The organism is Rubritalea tangerina (assembly GCF_042683245.1).
Lineage (GTDB): Bacteria > Verrucomicrobiota > Verrucomicrobiia > Verrucomicrobiales > Akkermansiaceae > Rubritalea > Rubritalea tangerina.
The window spans coordinates 103,773-124,965 of the sequence record NZ_JBHUJB010000009.1 but is presented as its reverse complement, the minus strand read 5'-3'; the positions used below and the strand labels follow the sequence as shown (position 1 = coordinate 124,965).

Genomic DNA, 21,193 nt, shown 5'->3' with positions numbered 1-21,193 from the left:
GGGAGGGATAGTGGGAAATACTTGCACAGCAATATGAGGGGAGGTATTGAATGGAGTGGAATGGGAAGTTTTCACCATGAGCATGATGCGACGGCTAGTTTGAAGTGGGTCTTCTTTCTGAATTTGGCGTTTACACTTGTTGAGGTAGCGGGGGGGCTATGGACCAACAGCATTGCGATACTGACGGATGCTGTTCATGATTTTGGTGACTGTGTCTCGTTGGCTGTGGCTTGGTATTTGCAGAAGCTTTCGACTAAGGAGGCAGATGGGGTGTTTACTTACGGTTACCGTCGTTTTTCTATGTTGGGATCGTTGGTAACTGGAGGGGTGTTAGTGATGGGATTGTTTTTTGTTTTATTTGGGGCTGCACAGCGTCTTGCTGAACCAGAGCCTGTGCATGCGCCTGGGATGTTAGCGATGGCAGTGTTGGGCATTTTGTTTAATGGTTTAGCGGTATGGAAGTTAAGCCATGGCAAGAGCATGAATGAGCGCGTGGTACGCTGGCATTTGTTTGAGGATGTGTTGGGGTGGGTAGCGGTGTTAATTGGCGCGGGGATTTTGATGATCTGGGATTTGCCTATCATCGACCCCTACTTTCGATTTTTCTCTCACTCTTCATATTGTGGAATGTGGTCAGGAACATGAAGGTGAGCTTGGCATATTTCCTACAGCAATCTCCACGTGGGTTTGATCTGGATTCATTCACGCGGCGTCTGCTCGCAATTGAGGGGGTATTGAGTGCGCACCATACGCATTGTTGGACCTTGGAGGGCGAGCATCATGTTTTTAGCACACACATCGTGATGGATAGGCGGAGTAGCCGTTCTGAGATCTATCAGGCGAAGATTAGAATTAGGGATTTATTAGCGGGTGGCTCATTTGAGCATATCACTATAGATGTAGAGCTTGAGGGGGAGCAGTGTTTGTTAGATTGTGAGGAAAAGTAAAATTGTATCGCACAATACAGAAGGAAGGTGTAGAGGAGGTGAGACATGGATCAAGCGACATCAAAAGAGTACGCGGTATTTCAGCGTGCGTATGATTTTTTTAATAAGGAGCTTTTTGCAGGGGAATTGCCTGGGGTATTGATCACTTTGCAGCGGAAGTCGCACAATGTGGGGATGTACCGGCGTGGAAGTTTCAAGGATCGCTCTGACTTGACCCAGGTAGTGGACGAGATAGCGATCAATCCTGATGCCTACGTTAATTTATCAGATGTTGAGATTTGGCAGGCATTGGTTCACGAGATGTGCCATCAGTGGCAATTTCATTTTGGTAAGCCATCGCGCAAGAGCTATCACAACCGAGAGTGGGCCAATAAAATGGAGTCAATCGGCCTCATCCCATCCTCAACTGGTAAACCTGGTGGAGCACGTATTGGGCAAACTATGTTCGACTATGTCGATGAAGCGGGGAGGTTTAGAGAGTGTGTTCAAGCTCTGCGGAAACAAGGAGTGGTATTGAACCTTCAATCTAGTGATGAAAATGCGCAAGTGAGCCGTTCTGCCGAAGCACAAAAGCACGAAGCTCAAATGCGACAGGCTGGGGTAAAAAAGAACCGCTCTAATAGGGTGAAGTACAGTTGTCCTCAGTGTCAGGTCAATGCTTGGGGGAAACCTGAGTTACATTTGATATGTGGTGATTGTCAGTGCCGTCTCGAGCCAGTTTGAGGAATTTGGCATGTAGATAATGGGGGGAGTAGAATGCGTGCCGGAGCGGTGGCTCAATGGTGCGTTCAGACTATTGCTCGACTAGGTGTTGGATGGCGCTAAGTTGTTCAGGGGTGGCCATTTTTTGTTTCTCGCTAATTGGGAGCGTCGCTTGAGCTAGAGCTTTGTAGAGTGTGTTGATTTGCGGTGAGTGGGTTTGTAGTGCCTGAATATGTTGGGTGACACATTGTACGTCACCTCTGGAGATGGGGCCAGTGAGTGAGGTCTCAGCGTCGGTTCTGAAAAAGTTATCGAGAGTTTTGCGGACAATGGGTTCGAGTAACTTGTTGGCATTGGTGTGACTGAACCCTGAGGTTTCGAGCAGGTTCTTACTCGTCTCAAGCAGGGTTGTTAGATAATTACAGGCAAAGACACTTGCGCTATGGTAGAGCGCTTTGTGTTCTTTATGAATTTCGACACACTGGCAGCCAATGGCTTCAAAGAGTGGCTGTAGTCTTTTATAGCCAGAGCCTTCAGCGCCACAGTAGGAACCTTGCAATTGCGAGATAGAGGTGAATGGGTGAGCGAAGCTCATGATTGGATGCATACTTGCGGTGAGTGCACCTTGAGCTGCGCAGGCATCGAGTAGATCTGAGCTCAATGCTCCGCTGCAATGGAAAACGGTGTCCTTCTGGCGTATGTGTTTGGAGGCAGCTAGTGTTTGGGCCATGTGGGCAATTTGATCATCGGGGCAAGCGAGTAGCCATAGTTCGGCAGCAGGCATGCTTGAAAGCTGCGTATGGAGTGTGCCTGCACCAATGTGGTCGATGGCTCTATGGGAACTTGCCTCAGAGCGATTTAAGATGGCTCCGATCTCAAGTATTTGTTGTGCATGCCAGAGGCGTGCGAGGGATTGGCCAAGTTTACCTGCACCGATAATGTTGAGCGTTTGCATAATGGATGTTATATCATCTTACCAGAGATTCGGTGCGTCTAAGGCTGGAACACATCTTATGGGGCTGGGTGCGGGCAATATGTTAGAATCAGCTAGAGGTAATGCCAACCAGCCAGATGGATAGTTGAGTGGGTATGCGGGAAGGTATTGGGCTGCGACTTGTTCTCGAAAGCCAAAGCGGCAATAATATTTGGGATCTCCGTATACAAAGAGAAGAGGGGCAGATAATTCTGTGAGTTGGGCAATGCCCTGTTTGATGAGTTGGGAACCCAGTCCCTGCTTTTGGTTGTGTGGCTGGACAGCCAAGGGGGCGAGGATGTAGCCGAGAAGGTCGAGTGAGGATTTGGCAAAGACTGGGCTGAATGAGACATGCGCCAGAATTTGTTGTGCTTCCTCAGCGACGAGATGTAGAGATGCCGGAGTGCTAGGCTCTTTTATGAGTCGGCAAGCGAGCTGGGCGACAGACGCAGCTTCTTCTTTTGGAAAGGCATTTAGATGAAGATCGTGGATTGAGGGGGCGTCTAGAGGCTGAGCGCTTCGTATTTGCATGGGGTGTGAATGGGTGAATTGTCTGAACTTAGTCTAGATTTTTTGAAATTACCAATCTTTGCGCAGTGGGGCTTGAGAGGTCTCTCTGTTAGCTTGGTTGTTTTACAGTGTTAGTTTTGAGTGAACTGCCGTTTGTGGAAGTGAGTAGTAAGAGGGGGCGAAGCTTGGTCGAAGGGGTGACAGCAATGGATGCACAGGGGCATAAGTCTCAAATAGAGGAATAGACTGCTTCATTGGGCTGATGAATCAAATAACAATGAGGGGAGGTGCAAGCTATGGGAGCAACTTGGCAGAGGGGGGGATTATAGTCGCTGTGCTCCTGATCTGCAGATTGCAAAATGCACCTCTGCATTTTGGTTGGGTAAGGCGTGATACACGCACAGCAGTCGAACTGCGTTCTCATCGCCACCTGCATAAATAAAAAAAGCCATCTGATATAGATGGCATATTTTTTAATGGCAGAGGGGGTGGGATTGTTCAGCTCCCGCATGTGCTGAAGCTGTGACCTGCGGGATGTGTTGCTATGCAACAGAGTTTTGTCTCGTTCACTCGCAGAGCTCGTTCACTTTGAGCAGTCGAACCCACTTTTAAATTCCCATTTGTTCATGGTGAGCCCGTAATCCCAACCATCCAGCTGTAAAACATAAAAGCCCCAGTGAACTGGAGCTTTATTTGTTTTAAATGGCAGAGGGGGTGGGATTCGAACCCACGAAGGCTTTAACACCTTGCCGGTTTTCAAGACCGGTGCATTCAACCGCTCTGCCACCCCTCCGTGTGCAATTTGGCTGTGCAGGGAAGAAAGACTAATGACGGATGTTTTGCAAGTAAACAGTGGTCTTTTTTTCACTTTTTTTATAAGTGATTCAGCATGAAAGTGCTTGTTGCGTGCGATAAATTTAAAGGATCAATGACGGCTGTAGAAGCGTGTGAAGCTATAGCAAATGGTTTGTGGGAGGGCTGCCCTGGAGTTGAGGTGGAGCAGGCTCCTATAGCAGATGGGGGGGAGGGGTTTACGCAAGCGGTATACGATGCTCTTGGTGGTGAGTGGGTTGTGTGTGAAACGCTCGACGCCATAGGTAGAAAGTGTGAGGCCCGTTACCTCGTAGTTGGGGACACAGCAGTCATGGAAATGGCAGCTGCTTGTGGTTTGGAGATGATAGAAAAAGAGTTGAGAGAGCCTGAGTATGCGAACACAGCAGGCGTTGGAATTATGATACGCGATGCAGTTAATAGCCACGGGGTGAAGCGGATTGTACTAGGATTAGGTGGCAGTGCTACGAATGATGCCGGGGCTGGAATGGCTGTAGAGCTCGGGGCTCAGTTTTATGATGCTGGGGGAAATCCTTTGATGCCCGTGCCTGCAGAATTGGAGCGCGCGAAGTCGGCGGATTTGAGCCAGTTGATTAGGTTACCTGAGGTGGTGGTAGCATGTGATGTGCGCAATCCGTTGTTAGGGGAAAATGGTGCGAGTGCCATCTACGGGCCTCAGAAGGGTGTGGAGGATGTTGGACGTATGGATGCGATTTTGAGGACCATTATGGAGGTTAGTGGTGGTGAAGAGGTGGCTGAAGTGGAGGGGGCTGGAGCAGCGGGTGGATTGGGATTTGGATTATTACATTTTGCTGGGGGGAAATTGGTGAATGGATTTGATTGGTTAGCTAATGAGTTGCAACTCGCACAACGTATTGCGGCTGTTGATTTGGTGATCACTGGTGAAGGGAGTCTGGATGCGCAGACCGCGGAGGGGAAAGGGCCAGCAGGGGTGGCTTTGATGGCGAAGGCATCAGGTAAGCCAGTGGTGGCGATGGCTGGCAGAATAGAGGATGGAGCGGAGGAGGCGTTTGACCGTCACTATGCATTATCACGGCTGGGATTACCGCTGGATGAATGTATTGCTAGAGGCAAGGTGCTACTTAAGAACGTGGCTCGGGAAGAGGCTGAAAAATGGTAATGAAGCAAGAGGGTAACTCGCTGAATTGGGGGTTGCTATCGTGACTTGAGGGGGGTAGACAGTGGCCATGGCTAACAAGGTAGTAGTTTTATTTTCAGGACAAGGAGCCCAGAAAGTGGGCATGGGTAAGGATCTCGTAGAGGCTTTTCCAGCTGCTAGAGCTCTTTTTGAGAAAGCTGATGCTGCGCTTGGTCGTTCTTTGAGCGCAGTGATGTTTGAGGGACCCGATGAAGAGCTCACTCGCACAGGTAACTGTCAGCCAGCGCTCTATTTGCATGGCTTGGCATGTTTGGCGGTATTGAAAGAGAAGCTTCCTGAAATAGAGATCGTGACGGCAGCTGGGCTTTCACTTGGAGAATTTACGGCACACGCAGCGGCGGGCACATTTTCTTTTGAGGATGGACTTAAGGTGGTGGAGCAACGCGGTGCATTTATGGAGGAGGCATGTAATGCCACTGAAGGTGGGATGGCTGCCATGATTGGTGGTAGTGAAGAGGCTGTTGAGAAGTTGGCTGCGGAGGCTGATATTGATGTAGCGAACTTCAATGCTCCTGGACAAATTGTGGTGTCAGGCTCTGTTGAGGGTGTGGATAAGGCAGTGGCGGGAGCGAAGGAAGGTGGGATTCGCATGGCGAAGAAGCTCAAAGTGGCTGGTGCGTACCACTCACGTCTGATGCAATCCGCTCAGGACAAGTTGGCGCCGGTGTTGGCTGAGACTGCGATTAGCATGCCGAGCATTCCGGTGTACTCAAACTACAAGGCGACAGCAGTTGCCGATGAGGCAGAGATCCGAGAAACTTTAGAAAAGCAGGTGACTGGTTCCGTACGTTGGACTGAGAGCATGCAGGCAGTGATTGCTGAAGGGAATACGACATTCATTGAACTGGGACCAGGTAAGGTACTTGCTGGTTTGATGGGGCGCATTGACAAGTCAGCGACTGTGTATTCAGTGGATGATGTGGCTTCTCTTGAAGAGGCTGTAACAGCATTAAGCTAAGCTATTGATTTTTTCTATGAGCGTCTCATCCCTAGTGGGGTGAGACGCTTTTTTTGTGGTGGGTAGAGGCACTCGCCCTTGTGAGAGGGGGGAGCGTGTGGGGTCGTCTCATCAGGAGACAAGTTGTTTCTCAGCTTACATCAGGGTAGTGTCAGGCTATGCAATATTTCATGCTAGCAAGACTGATAGGAATGGGCATCGCCATGGTAAGCATGGTGAGTGCGGCAGATCGACCGAATATTGTTTTGGTGATGACTGATGATCAAGGTTATGGAGATTTTGGAGCAACTGGGAATGCATTGATCAAGACGCCTGAGCTAGATGCGATGGCTCAGCGTAGTGCTAGTTGGGAGGAATTTTATGTGAGCCCAGTGTGTTCTCCGACTCGGGCATGTTTGATGACAGGGCGCTACAATCACCGCACTAAGTGTATTGATACTTTCCTCGGGCGTTCAATGATGGCTAGTGACGAAGTGACATTGGCTGAGGTGCTTCAGGATAATGGATATGCAACGGGCATATTTGGCAAGTGGCACCTTGGTGACAATTACCCCATGCGACCTAGCGACCAAGGGTTTAGTTATTCATTGATTCATAAGGGGGGAGGTTTGGGGCAACCTGCTGATCCAAGAGATAACAAGGCTCGCTACACGAATGCGCTTTTGTTTGAAAATGACAGGGAGGTGGAGACCGAAGGTTATAGTACGGATGTTTTTTTTGACCACAGTTTTGAGTTCATGGAGCAAAGCAAGAAGGCCGGTAAGCCATTTTTTGCGTATGTCTCTTTGAATGCACCGCACTCGCCATTTCATGATGTTCCACAAGGGCTTTATGAAAAGTACCAGAAGGTAGACTTTAGTCCGATCATGGTGCTTGATGAGGGGAAGGATCAAGCGAAAGAGAATGATAAGTTAGCCCGCATTGCGGCGATGATTACCAACATCGACGACAATATGGGGAAGCTTTTTAAGAAGCTTTCAGATATGGGCTTGAGTGATGACACGATTGTCATTTTCTTGACGGACAATGGTCCTAACACTCGGAGGTTTGTGGGACCTTTTCGTGGAAAGAAGTCAGAGCTTTATGAAGGGGGGGTACGAACACCCCTGTGGATTCAATGGCCTAAAGTTCTGAAGCCAGGGAGTCAGATTAAGAAGTCAGTGGCGGCCCACATTGACTTGATGCCAACATTGTTAGATGCCTGTGGTGTGAAAGAAGTTCCCAATGGGATGGATGGTCGTTCGGTATTAGAAAAGTTGAAGAACCCTGAGGTGGAGTTAGAGCAACGACCGATTGTGATTCAGTATCATCGGGGCGATGAGATCAGCAAGTACCACAGTTGCATGGTGCGTTTAGGTAAGTGGAAATTGGTGCACCCGAGTGGGACTCAGAAGACGAAATTTGAGGGGGAGCCGAAGTGGGAATTGTATGATTTGGCCGCTGACCCAGGGGAGACGAAGGACTTGATTGGTGTGGAGAAAGAGGTCGCGGCAACATTGATTGCTCGATACGAGTCTTGGTATAAAGATGTGAGTGGTGCTCGTGCTGATCAACCTGGCCCCCCCTACATTGTGGTGGAAAAGGATAAGGAGAATCCATCTGTCTTGACCTGGCAGGACATGATTGAGGGTACTTGGCGCCCGAACAAGGTAGGTTACTATAAGGTAGAGTTTACCCAAGATGGTCGCTATGACATCCGTTGTGAGGCGGCATTAGGCTACAAGCTTAAGAAGGATGAGAAGTGGACAGCGAAACTGGAGCTTGGAGGGAAGGAATATTCTACTCCCTTCAATCCAGAGACAGGCATCGGTGTGTTTGAGGCTCTGAGCATTCCAGCTGGGCGATACACATTGAAGACAAAGATCGTGTCAGAGGGGGGAGAAGAATGGGTGGTTTACCATACACGTATTCTTCATCGATAGGCTAGCATCAGACATTTTGCGGTACCGATGGATTGGTGCCGGGATTTGTAGAGGCATGTTCTCAGGTATCTGGGAACGTGTCTTTTTTTGAATCTTGGATAGAGAATGAGGGGAGTGAGCGTAATGGAGCGGGACGGCCAGCTACAGAGATTCTATGGTTTTTTCGATCAAACTAGGGGAGAAGACGCTCTCATTGGTGGAATCTATGATCGACTGCGCGGTCATGAGGAAGTTAGATGCTTACCTCGAAATACGATATTATGAAAACGAAGATACTCACATACGTGGCGACGGCAGCCATGGGCTTGGTGGCAAATGCTGAGCAGAAGCGCCCGAACATTCTATTTCTCTTTTCTGATGACCATGCTCTCAATGCGATTTCATCTTATGGGGGGCCATTGAAAGACATCGCTCCGACACCTCACATTGATAGTTTGGCGCAAGAGGGGGCACTTTTTGAGAATTCTTTTTGTGCGAACTCGATATGCGGTCCATCGAGAGCCTGTATTTTGACTGGTAAGCACAGTCATAAGAATGGCTTCATGCGCAATACTGGGAAGGGGTTTGATCAAAGCCAGTGGACAGTGGCCAAGGCACTCAAGGGAGCGGGCTACACCACTGCGGTGATTGGAAAATGGCATTTGAAGACGCACCCAGTAGCCTTCGATTACTGGGAGGTTCTACCTGGGCAGGGGAGCTATTATAACCCTGTGTTCATTCAGATGGATGGTTCAAAGAAACGCTTTGAAGGCTACGCTACAGACATCACGACGGATAAGGCCATCAATTGGTTAGAGAAACGCGACAAGACCAAGCCCTTCTTTTTAATGTGTCAGCACAAGGCGCCGCACCGAACCTTTGCACCGGCCTTGCGTCATCTCAATGCATTTGATGGGGTAGAGATTCCTGAACCTCGGACACTTTTTGACGATTATAAGAATCGCAGTATCACCTTGCCAAAGAATGAGATGGAGATCGACCGTCACATGTGGTGGGTCTACGATCTAAAAGTTCGTCAGGAAGAAATGGATGGTCAGAAGCTTCCTGGCATCATGGGACGTCCAGTGGAATACAACCGCATGACTCCACTTCAGAAGAAGCAATGGGATGCCTATTATGGACCGTTGAACAAGAAGTTCATTGCTGATTTTAAGGCTGGTAAGTTGAGTCACGAAGATGTCGTGAAATGGAAATATCAGAGATACATTCGAAATTACCTAGGTACCGTAAAGGCGGTCGATGAGAATATCGGAAGAATGTTAGATTACCTGAAGGTCAATGGTTTGGATGAAAACACGATTGTTATTTATTCATCCGACCAAGGGTTCTATTTGGGTGAGCACGGATGGTACGACAAGCGCTGGATGTTTGAGGAATCGTTCAAGATGCCATTTTTGATTAAGTGGCCAGGTGTGATTAAGCCAGGATCTCGACCGAAAGATCTCATTCAGAATATCGATTACGCACCGACATGGTTAGAGATGGCAGGTGTGGAGGTTCCAGACGATGTGCAAGGTCGTTCGATAGTGCCTTTATTGAAGGGCAAAGTAGATGACTGGAGGGAGTCGGTATACTATGCCTATTACGAGATTGGTGAGCATGCTGTGCCTCAGCATTATGGTGTGCGGACTAAAACTCATAAGCTATTTTATCTGCCTGCGACTCAAGAATGGCAGATGTTTGATTTGGTGAAAGACCCAGAGGAAATGGTTAGTGTGTATGAGAACCCTGAGTATTCGAAGGTTAGGGAGGAACTTACGCAGGAGTACTATCGTCTCCGCGCATACTATGAGGCTCCTAGCTACGAGGAGTATGCACCTAAAAAGAAAAAATAGAAACTCGTGATGATGCGCCTTCGTTCTTTTATAAAACCAACAGGAATTGTCTCCGTATTCGGTAGTTTATTGTTATTACCGCTGCAGGCTGAGGATCAAAAGACTCAGTACAACGTGCTGTTTATGATCGCGGATGATCTAACAGCTACGGCTCTTTCTTGTTATGAGAACAAGGCGTGTCAGACACCCAACATTGATAAATTGGCAAGTGCGGGGACACGTTTCACCCATGCATATTGTCAATTTCCCGTATGCGGGCCATCGCGTGCATCTTTCATGAGTGGCTACTACCCCCATGCTACGAAGACCTTTGGTTACACGAGTGGCCGTAAGGCAATCGGTGCTGAACGTGCGACTTGGAGTCAACATTTCAAGAATCACGGTTATCAGGCGACAAGGGTCAGCAAGATATTTCACATGGGCGTTCCTGGGGATATTGAGAGGGGGACGAATGGAGCTGATGATGTTGCGTCCTGGTCCGAGCGTTTCAATAGTCAAGGGCCTGAGGTGTTTTGTCCGGGGAAAGCTGTCTTGTTACAAGGGAATCCTGATGGGACAAAAAAAGTGCGCGGCGGGAACACGCTAGAGTACAACATTGCTGAAGGGGATGACTTGGTACATTCAGATGGGAAGACTGCAGCCAAAGCGGTTGAGTTGATTGCACAATACAAAAATCAACCCTTCTTTTTAGCCGTTGGATTTGTAAGGCCTCACGTTCCATTTGTGGCACCGGCAAAGTACTATGATGCGTATCCATTTGATCGAGTGCAACTACCTGAGAGTGTGGATGGAGATTGGGAGGACATTCCGAAGGCTGGAATTAATTATCGGACAAGCCCTGGGATGCAGTTAGATGACAGGATGAAGCGTGAGGGGATTGGTGCATATTATGCGTCTGTGAGTTATATGGATGCACAATTGGGTAAGGTGATGGATGCCTTAGAGAAGAATGGTTTATCGGACAATACGATTGTTATTTTCACTAGTGATCATGGCTTTCACCTCAATGAGCACGACTTTTGGATGAAAGTTGGTTTGATGGAAGAATCGTCACGAGTACCGCTTATTATTAAGGTTCCGGGGCAGAAGCCAGCAGTATGTCATTCCTTCGCCGAGTTACTGGATCTTTATCCGACAGTGTCTGAGTTGTGCGGACTTCCTGTACCTGAGCACATTCAAGGGAAGTCACTCAAGCCCGTGTTTGAGGATCCTACATTTAGTGTGCGTGACTTTGCATTCAGCGTGAATGGGAAGTCATTGTTAGTTCGCAACAAGAAATGGGCGTATATCCAGCATGGTGAAGATGCATCGTTAGGGATGCAGCTTTACGATATGGAGAATGATCCAAAGCAATTTACTAACTTAGCGCAGCAGGAAGGTTTCAAGGCGACTGTGGCGCAATTACAGGGGGTCTTGAAAGCAAAGTTGGAAGAGGTGCGCAGCAACGACCTTGGGATTGATTATACGCCTAGGAAGAAAAAGCGTAAGAAGTAAGATTTATCGAGATCAAAGCAAACGCCCTGAAGGTAGACACTTCAGGGCGTTTTACTATCTGTGAATGGTTATAGAATCACGAAGTATTATGAGGTAAGGGAATCGAGGGCTGTTCTCATGAGCGAGAGTGCTGTATCGACTTCTTCGGCTGAGACATTGAGCGGCGGAAGCCATCTGACGACTTCAGCACCTGCGGGCACTGTGAGTAAGCCAAGTTCGGTAAGTTTCAAGACGAGGGCTAAGGCAGGAGTGACGCCTTCAGCGGTGTTTATGCTATCGGCATTGAGTGCAATTCCTAGCATGAGGCCTTTACCTCTCACCTCACTAATCGCTGGGTGGTTCCATGTGTTCAGGGTGTCGCGAACCTGTTGTTCACGTTCAATGACATTTTTGTTGAGTTCGGCTTCTTTGATTTCACGGAGCACTGCGAGTGAGGCTGCGCAGGCTAGGGGATTTCCGCCGTAAGTCGAGCCGTGCGTTCTGGGGCCGAGTTGGCTGCTCAACGTTAGCTGTGGGGCAATTTCTCTATCTGAAACCCAGAAGGCACCGATGGGAAAACCACCGCCCATGCCTTTGGCCCATGAAATGGCATCTGGTTGGATTTCAGGTGCGATTGCTCTCCATGCCATGTCGTGGCCGAGTCTGCCGAATCCGGCTTGGACTTCATCGAACATGAGTAGAAGGTCATGGTCGATGCAGAGGGCTTGGAGGCCACGGAGGAAGTCAGCTGTAGCACTGAAGATGCCGCCTTCTCCTTGGATGGGTTCGAGGAGGATGGCAGCGGTTTTGTCAGTAATTTGTGCTTTGACTGAATCGAGGTCGTTATAGGTGGCATAGTTGACACCGGGGAGGATAGGAGCGAAGCCCTCCTGAATAGCGTCTTGTCCAGTGGCTGTCAGTGTTCCCATGGTTCTGCCATGGAATGAATTTCTGAAAGTGATTACTTCGTGTCTTGCTGAGCCATCTGGAGCTGGTCTGGCATTACCAAATTTACGAGCGAGTTTGATGAGCCCTTCATTGGCCTCGGCACCAGAATTTGAGAAGAAGACCTTACCTGGAATTTTGACGAAGTCATCGACGATTGTTTTGGCGAGCTCGGCTTGTTGAGGGATTTCGTAGAGGTTTGAGCAATGCATGAGTGTGCTTGCTTGTGCTTTGATCGCCTCAACGAGTCGTGGGTGGCAATGGCCGATAGAGCAGACCGCAATGCCGGTGCAGAAGTCTAGGTATTTCTTACCTTGGTTGTCCCATAGCCATGAGCCTTGGGCTTTCTCGGGGACGAGTGGAAACCTGCCGTATGTAGGAAGGACGTATTGAGTGAATGTGTCATGAACAGACATCGGAATAAAATAGTAAAGTGTTTGGGGTTGTTTGTGTGCTAGCGTCGGTAGCTAGCCATGTTTGTTAGGCCACTTGGAATAAACTGCATTATGCACCAGCAGTAGTCAGGGATAATCTGAGAAATGGTGCCCATGTAGTCATTCGGACCGAGGTGGTATTAAAACATGTCAGGGGTGATGATATGTTTACCACCACAGCGCGGGCATGTGATTTCGAGAGCATCATCATCCTGGAAAAGAGCTTCGGCATTCCCTTTGAATTGGGCGAGGGAGGGTAGGAACTTTTCAGGTGAGCAACCACAATGGAAGCGAAACTTACGGGTTTCGAGGAGTTTAGTGGGCTCCGTCTCTGTGAGTTTTTCGACATCTTCTGTGGTGAGGTTTTCTAGCCATTCGAGATCGCAATCTGGTTGTGCTGCAATGAGGACAAAGTTTTCGTCTGCGAGTTTGAATGCGCGAGCTGGGCGTTGTTCACTTTGGGAGTAGTAGCTCTCGATCCAGTGGACTGGGTCATTGTCTTCGAGTTCGATGGTGGAGCGTCGTGCTTCTTTACCGTCAACGACTGTTTGGCTGTAGAGGAGATTTCGGTCACCTTCTTTGACGCCTTCGGTGAAGAGGTGTCCAGTAATGCTTTCGTGGACTGAGCTCCCAGTGGCGAAGAAATTAACACGCGGGGCACGCAGGTTGACGGTCCAAGCAACGGTTTCGGCCCATGGGCGCGCGGTGAGGTGGAGTGTCAGGAATGCGAGCTTTTCTTTGATGATGGTATCGAGCTGTTCTTTATGACGCAGCTTGTTTTCCATGAGGTGGATATAGTAGTCCGTGTAGATGGGAGTGAACTGTCCACGCAGCATGAGAGCATTTCTGCCGCGTACGAAAATGGACTCAACTTTGGTGAAATCTTCTACTGTTTCCATGGTGGTGGTGTGCTCGAGATTGGCGTGGCAGCCGGCATGAGCATTTGGTGGTTAGGTGAGAATGAGTGGCGAATGCCGAGAATTTGCTGGGGTTTATGGCGTATGGAGTAATTTGTGAAGTGTAAAAGCGATTACTCCCACACCCTCCGAGGAGGATGCGGGAGATCTACTCTACCTACACAATGAAAACGGTTATTGGGTAAAGTGCTCTCAGTTGGATATCTCTATCTGACGTGGGAGGCTCTCTTTTCGGCGTCCAATATGAAGAGTGAGAACGCCGAGGTTAAAATGTGCTTCGATCGAGCTCGGGTCGAGGTCGGGGTGGACATTGAGCTGGAGTTCGTAGGCGGTGATGGGGGAGTATGAACGTACTGGTTTCCAGCCTTCAGGAAGGGCATCGTTGCGTTTTGCCTTTAGCTGAACGCGTTGTTTCTCAGTGGTGATTGCGAGTTGTTCTTTTGACACTCCCGGAAGGTCAACGGTGACGGTTACGCCTGTTTCGTTAGGGTTTGTCTGGTAGTGAGGGCGAACGGTGTTCTTAGTCTCAATGCCGGATGCTGGATTATTACAAAGTTGGTTCATTTCTTGGCAAGTGGTTGTTATTGGATGGTGATTGTTTTGAGTGCCTCGGTTTCTTTTTTGGGCAAAGTGATCTCGAGAACCCCCTGGTCGAGTTTAGCGTGGATGGCCTGAGTATCGACTTCGTCACCCAAGGCGAAGCGATGGCTTACTGGTTGGCGTTTATGGGGGGCGCCTTCTTTGGATTCGGCTTTGAGTTCGAGTGCTTTATTTTCGACCTTGAGGTTCAGTTCACTTTTTTCGAAGCCAGGGAGGTCCACACGGATGGCCCAGCCTTCTGAGGTTGAGAAGAGTTGGTGGTTCTGTGGGCGACTCACATCTTCGAAGAAGGAGTTGAAGTCGCGAAGTAAGCTGGAGTTGTGAAAGGGTGTGAATGTTCTCATCTGAATGTTTTATTGTTTGATTTCATAATTGCATCTTGTGTGCCAACTTTGGTTTGAATGTCATTTGTTGTTGTATGTGAGTGCTTTATTGGTTTTTTGGGCTTTCTTTCAGTTTTTTCTCATAGCTAGATTTTGTGACAAAATGTATCCATTGGTGTCATTTTGCCACGTCAGATTGTCACTCTTCGGTAAGCCAATCATGTTGGCGCATTTTTCTACGATTGGATCGATGATGGATTTGGCGGAGTTGTTTTGGTGTGAGTGGTTTTTCGTATTTAGGTGAACGGCCGGCCATAATGCAGCCGAGTGGGTGGATTTCTGCAATGACGTCAGCGAGTTGGTAGGATTGAATTTGTTGGCGGATCGTTGTGGGGGATTTGTATGCGATCGGGCATTCTGTGACATCGGGTTCGCCGAGAAACCAGCGGGCGTCGATGTGCTCAGTGCCGCTTGTGATGGCGTCTTGGATCTGTGGTCGAGCGCCACGTTGGAGTTTTTTGAGGAGTGCTTTTCGTGCGAGATTGCGTCCGGCACCGTGTGGTGAAAAGCTCAGGTATTCTCCTTGGTTTTTACCGAGAGTGAGAAGGATGGGGGCAGCCATGTTCAGAGGGATGAGACCGAGGAGTGGGTTGCCGTTGGAGTCAGACCAAGCCGGAGTTGCTCCTTTGCCATGGTAATAGAGGTTGTCCCTTCTCCAGACAAAGTTGTGTTCATTGCCAATTGAAGCCACTAATGGGCTTTGGATTTGCTGAAGAAACCTTTGATGAATGGTGGCGTGGTTAGCTTTCGTCCAACGGGAGACATATTGGAGTGCTTCCCAGTAGTTTTTCCCTTCAGGGCAAAGTGTGCTGATCCAGGCTGCTGCATCTGGAATATTGGAGGCGTATTTACGTGTGTGTTTTATAGCGGCTTCTAGGCCTCTTTTATAGAGGGCGGCTCCGAGGCCCCGGGAGCCATGGTGGGTGATGAGTACTTTGAGTTGTGTATGTGATTTAAGTGCGTTGGCCAGCTCTTGGTGCCCCTGGGCTGACAGTGTTTCTGTCAAGTCACTGGTAATTTTTATTTCTCCAAGGAAGGCGAAGTGATTTCCGTCTCCTTGGTCGGCCATATGCATATGCGCTTTGGATTCAAGCCTTCTGAGAAAAGGGTTGTTCCATATTGGCTCATCAAGGACGGGGTGGTGGATTTGCTCATTAGGAGCTCTGCCTCCTGGTCCAAATCGAGTGATCGACTGAAGTGAGTCAAGGAGATTAGCCACGGGAGCGTCTGCATCAAAGAAGCTGGCATGTAAGGAACAGCTGATGTCTGAGCTATGGGCTGCAGGGATGATCGCATCTTTGACAGCAATCGCCCCTCCCACGGGCATGCTTGCTACGTCGCTACCAGCAGGGCAGGCGTCGGGCATTAGGCTGCCCTCGACAACCATTGGGCAGCGGAGCAGTTCCTGCATTTGCTTCAATGTCTTTGTTAGGTTTTTTGTCTCTACGGGATCTGAAGCATCAATGGCTAGGCTTAGAGGGGCAGGTTGATCTCTGAGGGTGAGTGATCCGTGATGTTCTGGGTATTTTCTTTTGAGTTGTTTGATGAGGTAGGAAACGGATTGGATCCCTTTGTTAGAGATGATGTCTAATCCGCTTGCGTAGATTTGTTCGAGAACTGGTCCGTCATTGAAGCCTGCCTCGAGAAGGTGTGTTTTTTGAAATTTCAAAATAAAAAGAAGTAAGTAAAAATAGTGCATGGTGTGGTGAGACACCGCGACCACCTGTGGGTGGTCAGCTGGGAAAAGTGGGCACAAAAAAGCCCTGCGAGCGGCGTGCATCAGCAGGGCGGAGTATGAAGTATATCTCTACTCAGCCGTGCTAGAGTGCACGCTCGCTACGTCGGATGCGATATGTTGAGTTGAGAAGCATGATGTGTTTGTAGGTTGCTGTGAGGTGTGGAGTCAAGGCTGATTTTTATGTGCTGCTTCAATTGTTATGCAAGCGCGCTGATCTAATTGGGGGCATGTGGGATGATGATCATTCGACTTGTACGTGCAGGCGTATGAATAGGTGCGGGTCTGAGCTCTCTATGCTGGCCCCATCTTCTGAGATGATGAATCCAGTAGAATACCAATCTAGTAGATTATCCGACCATTGAGGGGTTAGGGTGACACCCTCTCGCATGGCGTCGGAGTATTCCAGAGTGAGGGAGTTCGATACTTTTGTGAATGAAATAGTTCTGTTAGGAGATGTGATGTCGCTTCCAAGAGCCCATTCTAACAAGTTGCTAGTACCGTCATTGTCGACGTCGGAATCGGGTTCGATATCTTGTCCGCTGAGTCCTAGTTGGCTGGCAAAAAGGGCTGATGGAGGGAGTGAGTTAAGGTAGCTATGGGTAATTTGGTTTGATGAGAGGGAATAGTTAAAGAGTTGGACTGTATCGATTGTAGCGGCGAGGTGATGGTTAGCAGTTGATGAAGATCCGATATAGCTGACTTGGTCGAAGCTTTGGGCGGGATGTGTGGAAGTGTTAGAGTGTGACGACCATGTGTTACCATCATTGAGAGTAAGGGTGGCTTGGGTGGGGGTGATATTGAGGGCAATAAATGACCAAGTGTTGGTAGGTGGGCTGAGCTGGCTTTGGCTTGTTGTGGTTTGGTTATTGCTTGTCCAAGTGTAGCCAAGTTGTTGTTGGTTGTTGAGAAAGATTTCGCATTCTCCGGTGGATGACAGGCCATGGAAGAGTATGGATTTCGAGTCGTTAGGGAGAGTAGGTTTGATCCAAGCGCAGAGGCTGAATGTGTCCGAGTCGAGATCAAGAGGGGGAAGTAGCATGGCACCGGTGATGCCGTTGAGAAAGAGGCCGGGGCCTTGACGGCCTTGGGTGAAGGCTGTTCCACTGGGTGTAGTTTGAGCGTTTCGACCATTTCCGGAGTCGTCTACGATGGAGTTATTCGACTCATTCATATTCCAACGTGCGAAAGCGCTTGGCCGATGACCTTGCATGATGAGGCTGAAGTGTTGCTGGCCGCCAAGGAGGGAGCCTTTATGGGTGATTTGTAGTTGGTAAAGTCCTTTGACTGGTAAACTGAGGATGATTTGTTCAACGTTATCGCGGTAGTTATCGCCATTTGTGGCAGGGGTAGATGGTGATGAGGGATTGAGTATCCAGGGGTATATGGTGTCTCCAGATGGGGTGATGAGTCGAATGTCTAGGTCGTTGACTAGGCTGAGCTGGGGGTTGTCTAGGCCTGAAATCGGGGTGGGGGGAACGGGGTCGGTCCAACATAATGTGATGCGCAAGGTCTGGCTTGTTCCATCCCAGTGAAAGTCTCTAGTGAATTCTGGGGACTCGTTAGAAAGGGTGTTTTCAGTGAGTGAGTGAAAGTTTGGGTTATTAGCCTGAGTGTCGAGGATTTGAAGAGCCTTGACGGTATTGACGAGTCCCCAGCCGTATTGGTAATCGGGACCAGGGTTGCCTAGGTCATCGGCAGTGTGGATGAGGAGGCCTTTTAAGCTGCTGGCTCGCATCCGTTGATTGGGGAACAAATTGGAATAATGTTGTTGGATGAGGAGTGCTGCACCCATGGCTGAGGGGCTAGCCATTGAGGTGCCGCTAAGGGAACGGTAACTCCCGTTAGATCCTGAATCTGCCGAGGTGAGGCTGACACCGTTCGCTACGATATCTGGTTTGATACGACCGTCATCTGTAGGCCCCCAGCTACTGAAGGTGGAGATATTCGCTTGGTTTACTGAGCGAGTGGCGTTTGAAACTCCGTCGTATGTAGCTCCGACGGTGATAACATTTTTAGCGACAGCTTCTCCAGCGATGGTGTCGTATTGGAGGTCTCTTTCTCGTGGTGGGTGTACGGCGTTTGAATAGTTGGCGACGCTCCATTGGTTTCCACCTAACCAAATGAAGCAGATTTCACCGTTTTGCGGGCCATCTGTTCGGTCATTACCTGCGGCCCAGAAAGAAGTGTAGTAGGGGGCAGCGGAGCAGATGTTATCTAGGTTCCAGACGTTTTGGTTATATTGGCCAAAGAGGGTATGTTCTGAGTTACTAGAGCTTACCCAATGCCAACCAGTGTATCCTGTAAAATTGGCATAGACCCAACCTGCAATGGGGCCGTAAGAATGGTTAGACGTTGTGATTTTGTCGTTATCATTAGGGGACGCTGCCGCAATGCTAGCAATTTCAGCCAAGTCATTATTCCAATCGTGGCTGAGGAGTGTGGCGGCTGGAGCTAGTCCGAGAGCAAGGCTATTGCTACCATTTCCTAGAATGGTGCCAGAGACATGCGTATGGTGGTACGAAAGCGTGGTTGCGGAATCGTTTGTGGTGACTCGACCTGAGAATTCATTATGGCTGGTTCTTGCTGCGTTGCTATCCCAAATGGCTGAGGACACACCAGCTCCATTGAGTTGGTAAGTGTTTCTGGCATTAGTTGCGTTGACGGTAATGGAGGCATTGACATTTTTCGTGCTGCGGTAGAGTGGGGCGCCCTCATGCATTCCCATGAGTTGGTATTCCATGCCTTCGTTGGTAGTTCCAGAGCGAGGTAGATTGGGGTGATTGGGGATGTGTGCTACTTGTTGTGTGTGCCAATTCTGTAGGCTGCGAACTACTTGTTGACGGACTTGTGGGTTTGCGAGCGTTGTCTTGTGGATTCTCGGCAGTGCGGACTGAGGGGGTAGGGTGTTCGTGTCGTGGGAGGATGTGCGTGTGTGGGGGGGATCTGGGGCTTGTTTACTCGAATTCGTCTCGTTCGTGATTGAGACGCTGGAGGGGGCAGCAGTAGCAAGTGGGGAATTGAGACTCAGAGATTGGTCCTGAGGTTTGACGCCATAAGGTGAGAGCAGGAGACATGTACCTGCAATCAGAAGGTAGCAATAGGGTTTCATTTTGGCTTACTTGGGGGGGAGTTTGCCAGATGCTAGTGTAGTGTCAGATAGGTCCTGTTTAAATGGATGAGAGAGTCATAGAGGGAAATTTGTTATAACCTTTTTATTAGGGTTTGCGTTTCCGCGTCAGTTGTCTCTTACACGCGAAACTTCCGACGCACTTTTCAAGCGCCATATGATAGCAACTCGACTTTTCATCATGTTATCCATTACTGCTCTGACACCGCACTAGGGCAAATCTCAGTATGCTCGATAAGTGATAGATGCGTCAATCAGTTGACTTAGCGGTGACGCATGGGGCTGATAGTATCGATGAAGAGCTAACCTTTGGTAGGTGTGAACTCAATTTGGATACCTAAATTAAGCTGCTGAAGGGTGTGGTTAGAAAAACGATAACAAAAGCGTGGGGGTGAAACGAAAAACGCTCAGAAGTGGTGACTTCTGAGCGTTTTTGCCTTCGTTAGAAAACAATCCAGATTAGTGCTGGTTATTTGGGATGTAGAGTTCTGAGCCCTGAGCGAGGACGGTGCTCTTGGAGAGCTTCAGTCCGTTCATTTCATTGATTTGTTCGACACTTGCTCCGTAGACTGAGGCAAATTCGCCGAAGGTCATTTGGCGGTTGACTGTGACAGTGCGTACCTTGGAGTGCTTGGGGGTGTGAGCCACTTTTTGAGTTTGTTGGCTGGGTTTGGAAGCTTTAGCGACAGGCTTTGGTTTGGGCTCTTGTTTCGCGATCGCTTGTGTTTTCTCCTGCTTTGCCGGTGCTTTACTAGGAGTAGCACTAGTGGTTTCAGTAGTCGCAAGGGCGATGCTCTGACCTGGACGTAGTTTGCGTGGGTCGAGTCCTTGATTTTGCTCCAGGATATTAGCGACTGTCGTATTGTTCTTTCGTGCGATGCCGTAGAGCGTGTCCCCTTTTTTGACTACGTAGTCTCTAGTGGAGCTGGTTGCTTGTGGAACTTCAGGCTGAGTGGCTGGTGGAATAGGGGCTGGGAGTACCTCCGCCTTAGCAATGGCCTTTGGTGTTTGTGAGACAGGTTCAGCTTTTGCAACGGAACTTGGTAGGCTGATGCTTTGGCCAATAGAAAGTCTGTTAGGATTGATGCCCTTGTTGGCATTCAGCAATGCATTGAGTGAGACTCCATGTTTGCGTGCAATTTTGCACATGCTGTCGCCTTTGACTACTTTGTAGTTCTCTTGATGACTGGGTGTCATCTGCGGGGCTTGCTTGGCGATCATTTGCTTTGGGGTGGCATTGTTTTTGGCCAGTAGCGCGTGCAGGGAATCGATCTCTTTTTCGAGTGCTTGGATGGTGCGTTCTTGGTCTGCGCAACGTGCGCGCAAGATGTCGGATTCACTTGCGGCAGAGGCAACTGGGCTGAGTGATCCAATGACGGTGGCTGTAACGAGGGCAATTGGTTTCATAGCACATCGATACTTTCTTAAAATTTTTAATTTGTAAAGATTGAAATTCAGGAAATCTTAGAAGCTAAAGGAATAGAAGCTTATATTTCAAGTGATGATATGTAGTAGAATCGTTTGAAATACGAAATCTAAGGTTAGATTCTAGCATGTAATTCGCTAGATAGTTAGAATTTTTTAAAATTCTAATAAGGGGCGCGGGTGGGGCGAGTGGCGGAAACGAGAGCTCATACCCAATCGGACTTCAAAAGAGACAAATGATGATTTTTGGGGGGGCTTGATATATTGCGCTACGCGAAAGAAATGTAGGGTCG

Annotated in this window: 17 protein-coding genes and 1 tRNA gene; 8 read left to right on the top strand and 10 right to left on the bottom strand. The window is 48.9% G+C overall.

Annotated elements, in window-relative coordinates:
- Positions 1-33: 33 nt before the first annotated feature.
- Genes ACFSW8_RS01870 through ACFSW8_RS01860 form a run of 3 tightly spaced genes read left to right on the top strand, consistent with a single transcriptional unit; the run spans position 34 to position 1,670 of the window.
- The gene (locus ACFSW8_RS01870) at positions 34-645 is read left to right on the top strand and encodes a cation diffusion facilitator family transporter (RefSeq protein ID WP_377089910.1); all 612 of its coding nucleotides are present in this window, start codon (positions 34-36) and stop codon (positions 643-645) included.
- The gene (locus ACFSW8_RS01865) at positions 642-947 is read left to right on the top strand and encodes a cation transporter dimerization domain-containing protein (protein ID WP_377177297.1); all 306 of its coding nucleotides are present in this window, start codon (positions 642-644) and stop codon (positions 945-947) included. The genes ACFSW8_RS01870 and ACFSW8_RS01865 overlap by 4 nt, the downstream gene beginning before the upstream one ends.
- Before the next feature lie 45 nt (positions 948-992).
- On the top strand, positions 993-1,670 hold the full coding sequence (locus ACFSW8_RS01860) for a SprT-like domain-containing protein (RefSeq protein WP_377089912.1): 678 nt from the start codon (positions 993-995) through the stop codon (positions 1,668-1,670).
- Positions 1,671-1,740: 70 nt separating this feature from the next.
- On the opposite strand, the gene ACFSW8_RS01855 is transcribed toward ACFSW8_RS01860, so the two are convergent.
- The 3 genes from ACFSW8_RS01855 to ACFSW8_RS01845 form a co-directional block, all read right to left on the bottom strand.
- Entirely contained in the window at positions 1,741-2,604 is an 864-nt protein-coding gene (locus tag ACFSW8_RS01855) for a Rossmann-like and DUF2520 domain-containing protein (RefSeq protein WP_377089913.1), read from the bottom strand.
- An 18-nt stretch (positions 2,605-2,622) separates the two neighbouring features.
- Positions 2,623-3,153 carry a GNAT family N-acetyltransferase gene (locus ACFSW8_RS01850; RefSeq protein ID WP_377089914.1) on the bottom strand — a complete coding sequence of 177 codons (531 nt, stop codon included), beginning with the start codon at positions 3,151-3,153 and terminating at the stop codon, positions 2,623-2,625.
- Between the two features lie 682 nt (positions 3,154-3,835).
- Positions 3,836-3,925 (bottom strand) — tRNA-Ser (locus ACFSW8_RS01845).
- Positions 3,926-4,021: 96 nt separating this feature from the next.
- Between ACFSW8_RS01845 and ACFSW8_RS01840 the strand changes: the two genes are divergently transcribed.
- The 5 genes from ACFSW8_RS01840 to ACFSW8_RS01820 all read left to right on the top strand — a co-directional run bounded on the left by ACFSW8_RS01840 (position 4,022) and on the right by ACFSW8_RS01820 (position 11,352).
- Positions 4,022-5,104, top strand: a complete 1,083-nt coding sequence (locus tag ACFSW8_RS01840) for a glycerate kinase (RefSeq protein WP_377089917.1) — start codon at positions 4,022-4,024, stop codon at positions 5,102-5,104.
- 67 nt (positions 5,105-5,171) lie between these two features.
- On the top strand, positions 5,172-6,101 hold the full coding sequence (gene fabD, locus ACFSW8_RS01835) for an ACP S-malonyltransferase (protein WP_377089918.1): 930 nt from the start codon (positions 5,172-5,174) through the stop codon (positions 6,099-6,101).
- 158 nt (positions 6,102-6,259) lie between these two features.
- Positions 6,260-8,023, top strand: coding sequence for an arylsulfatase (locus tag ACFSW8_RS01830; RefSeq protein WP_377089919.1), 1,764 nt, complete (start codon positions 6,260-6,262; stop codon positions 8,021-8,023).
- 260 nt (positions 8,024-8,283) lie between these two features.
- Positions 8,284-9,858, top strand: a complete 1,575-nt coding sequence (locus ACFSW8_RS01825; protein ID WP_377089922.1) for a sulfatase family protein — start codon at positions 8,284-8,286, stop codon at positions 9,856-9,858.
- Positions 9,859-9,867: 9 nt separating this feature from the next.
- Entirely contained in the window at positions 9,868-11,352 is a 1,485-nt protein-coding gene (locus tag ACFSW8_RS01820) for a sulfatase (protein WP_377091534.1), read from the top strand.
- Between the two features lie 86 nt (positions 11,353-11,438).
- Here ACFSW8_RS01820 and ACFSW8_RS01815 read toward each other — a convergent pair whose 3' ends face one another.
- The 7 genes from ACFSW8_RS01815 to ACFSW8_RS01785 all read right to left on the bottom strand — a co-directional run bounded on the left by ACFSW8_RS01815 (position 11,439) and on the right by ACFSW8_RS01785 (position 20,882).
- A complete protein-coding gene (locus ACFSW8_RS01815; RefSeq protein WP_377089923.1) occupies positions 11,439-12,692 on the bottom strand; it encodes an aspartate aminotransferase family protein in 1,254 nt (417 codons plus the stop codon).
- A gap of 158 nt (positions 12,693-12,850) precedes the next feature.
- Positions 12,851-13,609 carry an Hsp33 family molecular chaperone HslO gene (locus ACFSW8_RS01810; protein ID WP_377089924.1) on the bottom strand — a complete coding sequence of 253 codons (759 nt, stop codon included), beginning with the start codon at positions 13,607-13,609 and terminating at the stop codon, positions 12,851-12,853.
- A 210-nt stretch (positions 13,610-13,819) separates the two neighbouring features.
- Positions 13,820-14,191: an Hsp20/alpha crystallin family protein gene (locus ACFSW8_RS01805; protein WP_377089925.1), complete on the bottom strand. Its 372-nt coding sequence runs from the start codon at positions 14,189-14,191 to the stop codon at positions 13,820-13,822.
- A gap of 17 nt (positions 14,192-14,208) precedes the next feature.
- The gene (locus ACFSW8_RS01800) at positions 14,209-14,571 is read right to left on the bottom strand and encodes an Hsp20/alpha crystallin family protein (protein ID WP_377089926.1); all 363 of its coding nucleotides are present in this window, start codon (positions 14,569-14,571) and stop codon (positions 14,209-14,211) included.
- Between the two features lie 178 nt (positions 14,572-14,749).
- The gene (locus tag ACFSW8_RS01795) at positions 14,750-16,279 is read right to left on the bottom strand and encodes an RtcB family protein (RefSeq protein ID WP_377089927.1); all 1,530 of its coding nucleotides are present in this window, start codon (positions 16,277-16,279) and stop codon (positions 14,750-14,752) included.
- Between the two features lie 310 nt (positions 16,280-16,589).
- A complete protein-coding gene (locus tag ACFSW8_RS01790; protein ID WP_377089928.1) occupies positions 16,590-19,457 on the bottom strand; it encodes a S8 family serine peptidase in 2,868 nt (955 codons plus the stop codon).
- Between the two features lie 477 nt (positions 19,458-19,934).
- A complete protein-coding gene (locus tag ACFSW8_RS01785) occupies positions 19,935-20,882 on the bottom strand; it encodes a LysM peptidoglycan-binding domain-containing protein (RefSeq protein ID WP_377089929.1) in 948 nt (315 codons plus the stop codon).
- Positions 20,883-21,193 lie beyond the last annotated feature (311 nt).

Coding starts and splice junctions, on each gene's coding strand:
- ACFSW8_RS01870 (WP_377089910.1), top strand. CDS start 34: ATGAGGGGAGGTATTGAATGGAGTGGAATGGGAAGTTTTCACCATGAG.
- ACFSW8_RS01865 (WP_377177297.1), top strand. CDS start 642: ATGAAGGTGAGCTTGGCATATTTCCTACAGCAATCTCCACGTGGGTTT.
- ACFSW8_RS01860 (WP_377089912.1), top strand. CDS start 993: ATGGATCAAGCGACATCAAAAGAGTACGCGGTATTTCAGCGTGCGTAT.
- ACFSW8_RS01855 (WP_377089913.1), bottom strand. CDS start 2,604: ATGCAAACGCTCAACATTATCGGTGCAGGTAAACTTGGCCAATCCCTC.
- ACFSW8_RS01850 (WP_377089914.1), bottom strand. CDS start 3,153: ATGCAAATACGAAGCGCTCAGCCTCTAGACGCCCCCTCAATCCACGAT.
- ACFSW8_RS01840 (WP_377089917.1), top strand. CDS start 4,022: ATGAAAGTGCTTGTTGCGTGCGATAAATTTAAAGGATCAATGACGGCT.
- fabD (WP_377089918.1), top strand. CDS start 5,172: ATGGCTAACAAGGTAGTAGTTTTATTTTCAGGACAAGGAGCCCAGAAA.
- ACFSW8_RS01830 (WP_377089919.1), top strand. CDS start 6,260: ATGCAATATTTCATGCTAGCAAGACTGATAGGAATGGGCATCGCCATG.
- ACFSW8_RS01825 (WP_377089922.1), top strand. CDS start 8,284: ATGAAAACGAAGATACTCACATACGTGGCGACGGCAGCCATGGGCTTG.
- ACFSW8_RS01820 (WP_377091534.1), top strand. CDS start 9,868: ATGATGCGCCTTCGTTCTTTTATAAAACCAACAGGAATTGTCTCCGTA.
- ACFSW8_RS01815 (WP_377089923.1), bottom strand. CDS start 12,692: ATGTCTGTTCATGACACATTCACTCAATACGTCCTTCCTACATACGGC.
- ACFSW8_RS01810 (WP_377089924.1), bottom strand. CDS start 13,609: ATGGAAACAGTAGAAGATTTCACCAAAGTTGAGTCCATTTTCGTACGC.
- ACFSW8_RS01805 (WP_377089925.1), bottom strand. CDS start 14,191: ATGAACCAACTTTGTAATAATCCAGCATCCGGCATTGAGACTAAGAAC.
- ACFSW8_RS01800 (WP_377089926.1), bottom strand. CDS start 14,571: ATGAGAACATTCACACCCTTTCACAACTCCAGCTTACTTCGCGACTTC.
- ACFSW8_RS01790 (WP_377089928.1), bottom strand. CDS start 19,457: ATGAAACCCTATTGCTACCTTCTGATTGCAGGTACATGTCTCCTGCTC.
- ACFSW8_RS01785 (WP_377089929.1), bottom strand. CDS start 20,882: ATGAAACCAATTGCCCTCGTTACAGCCACCGTCATTGGATCACTCAGC.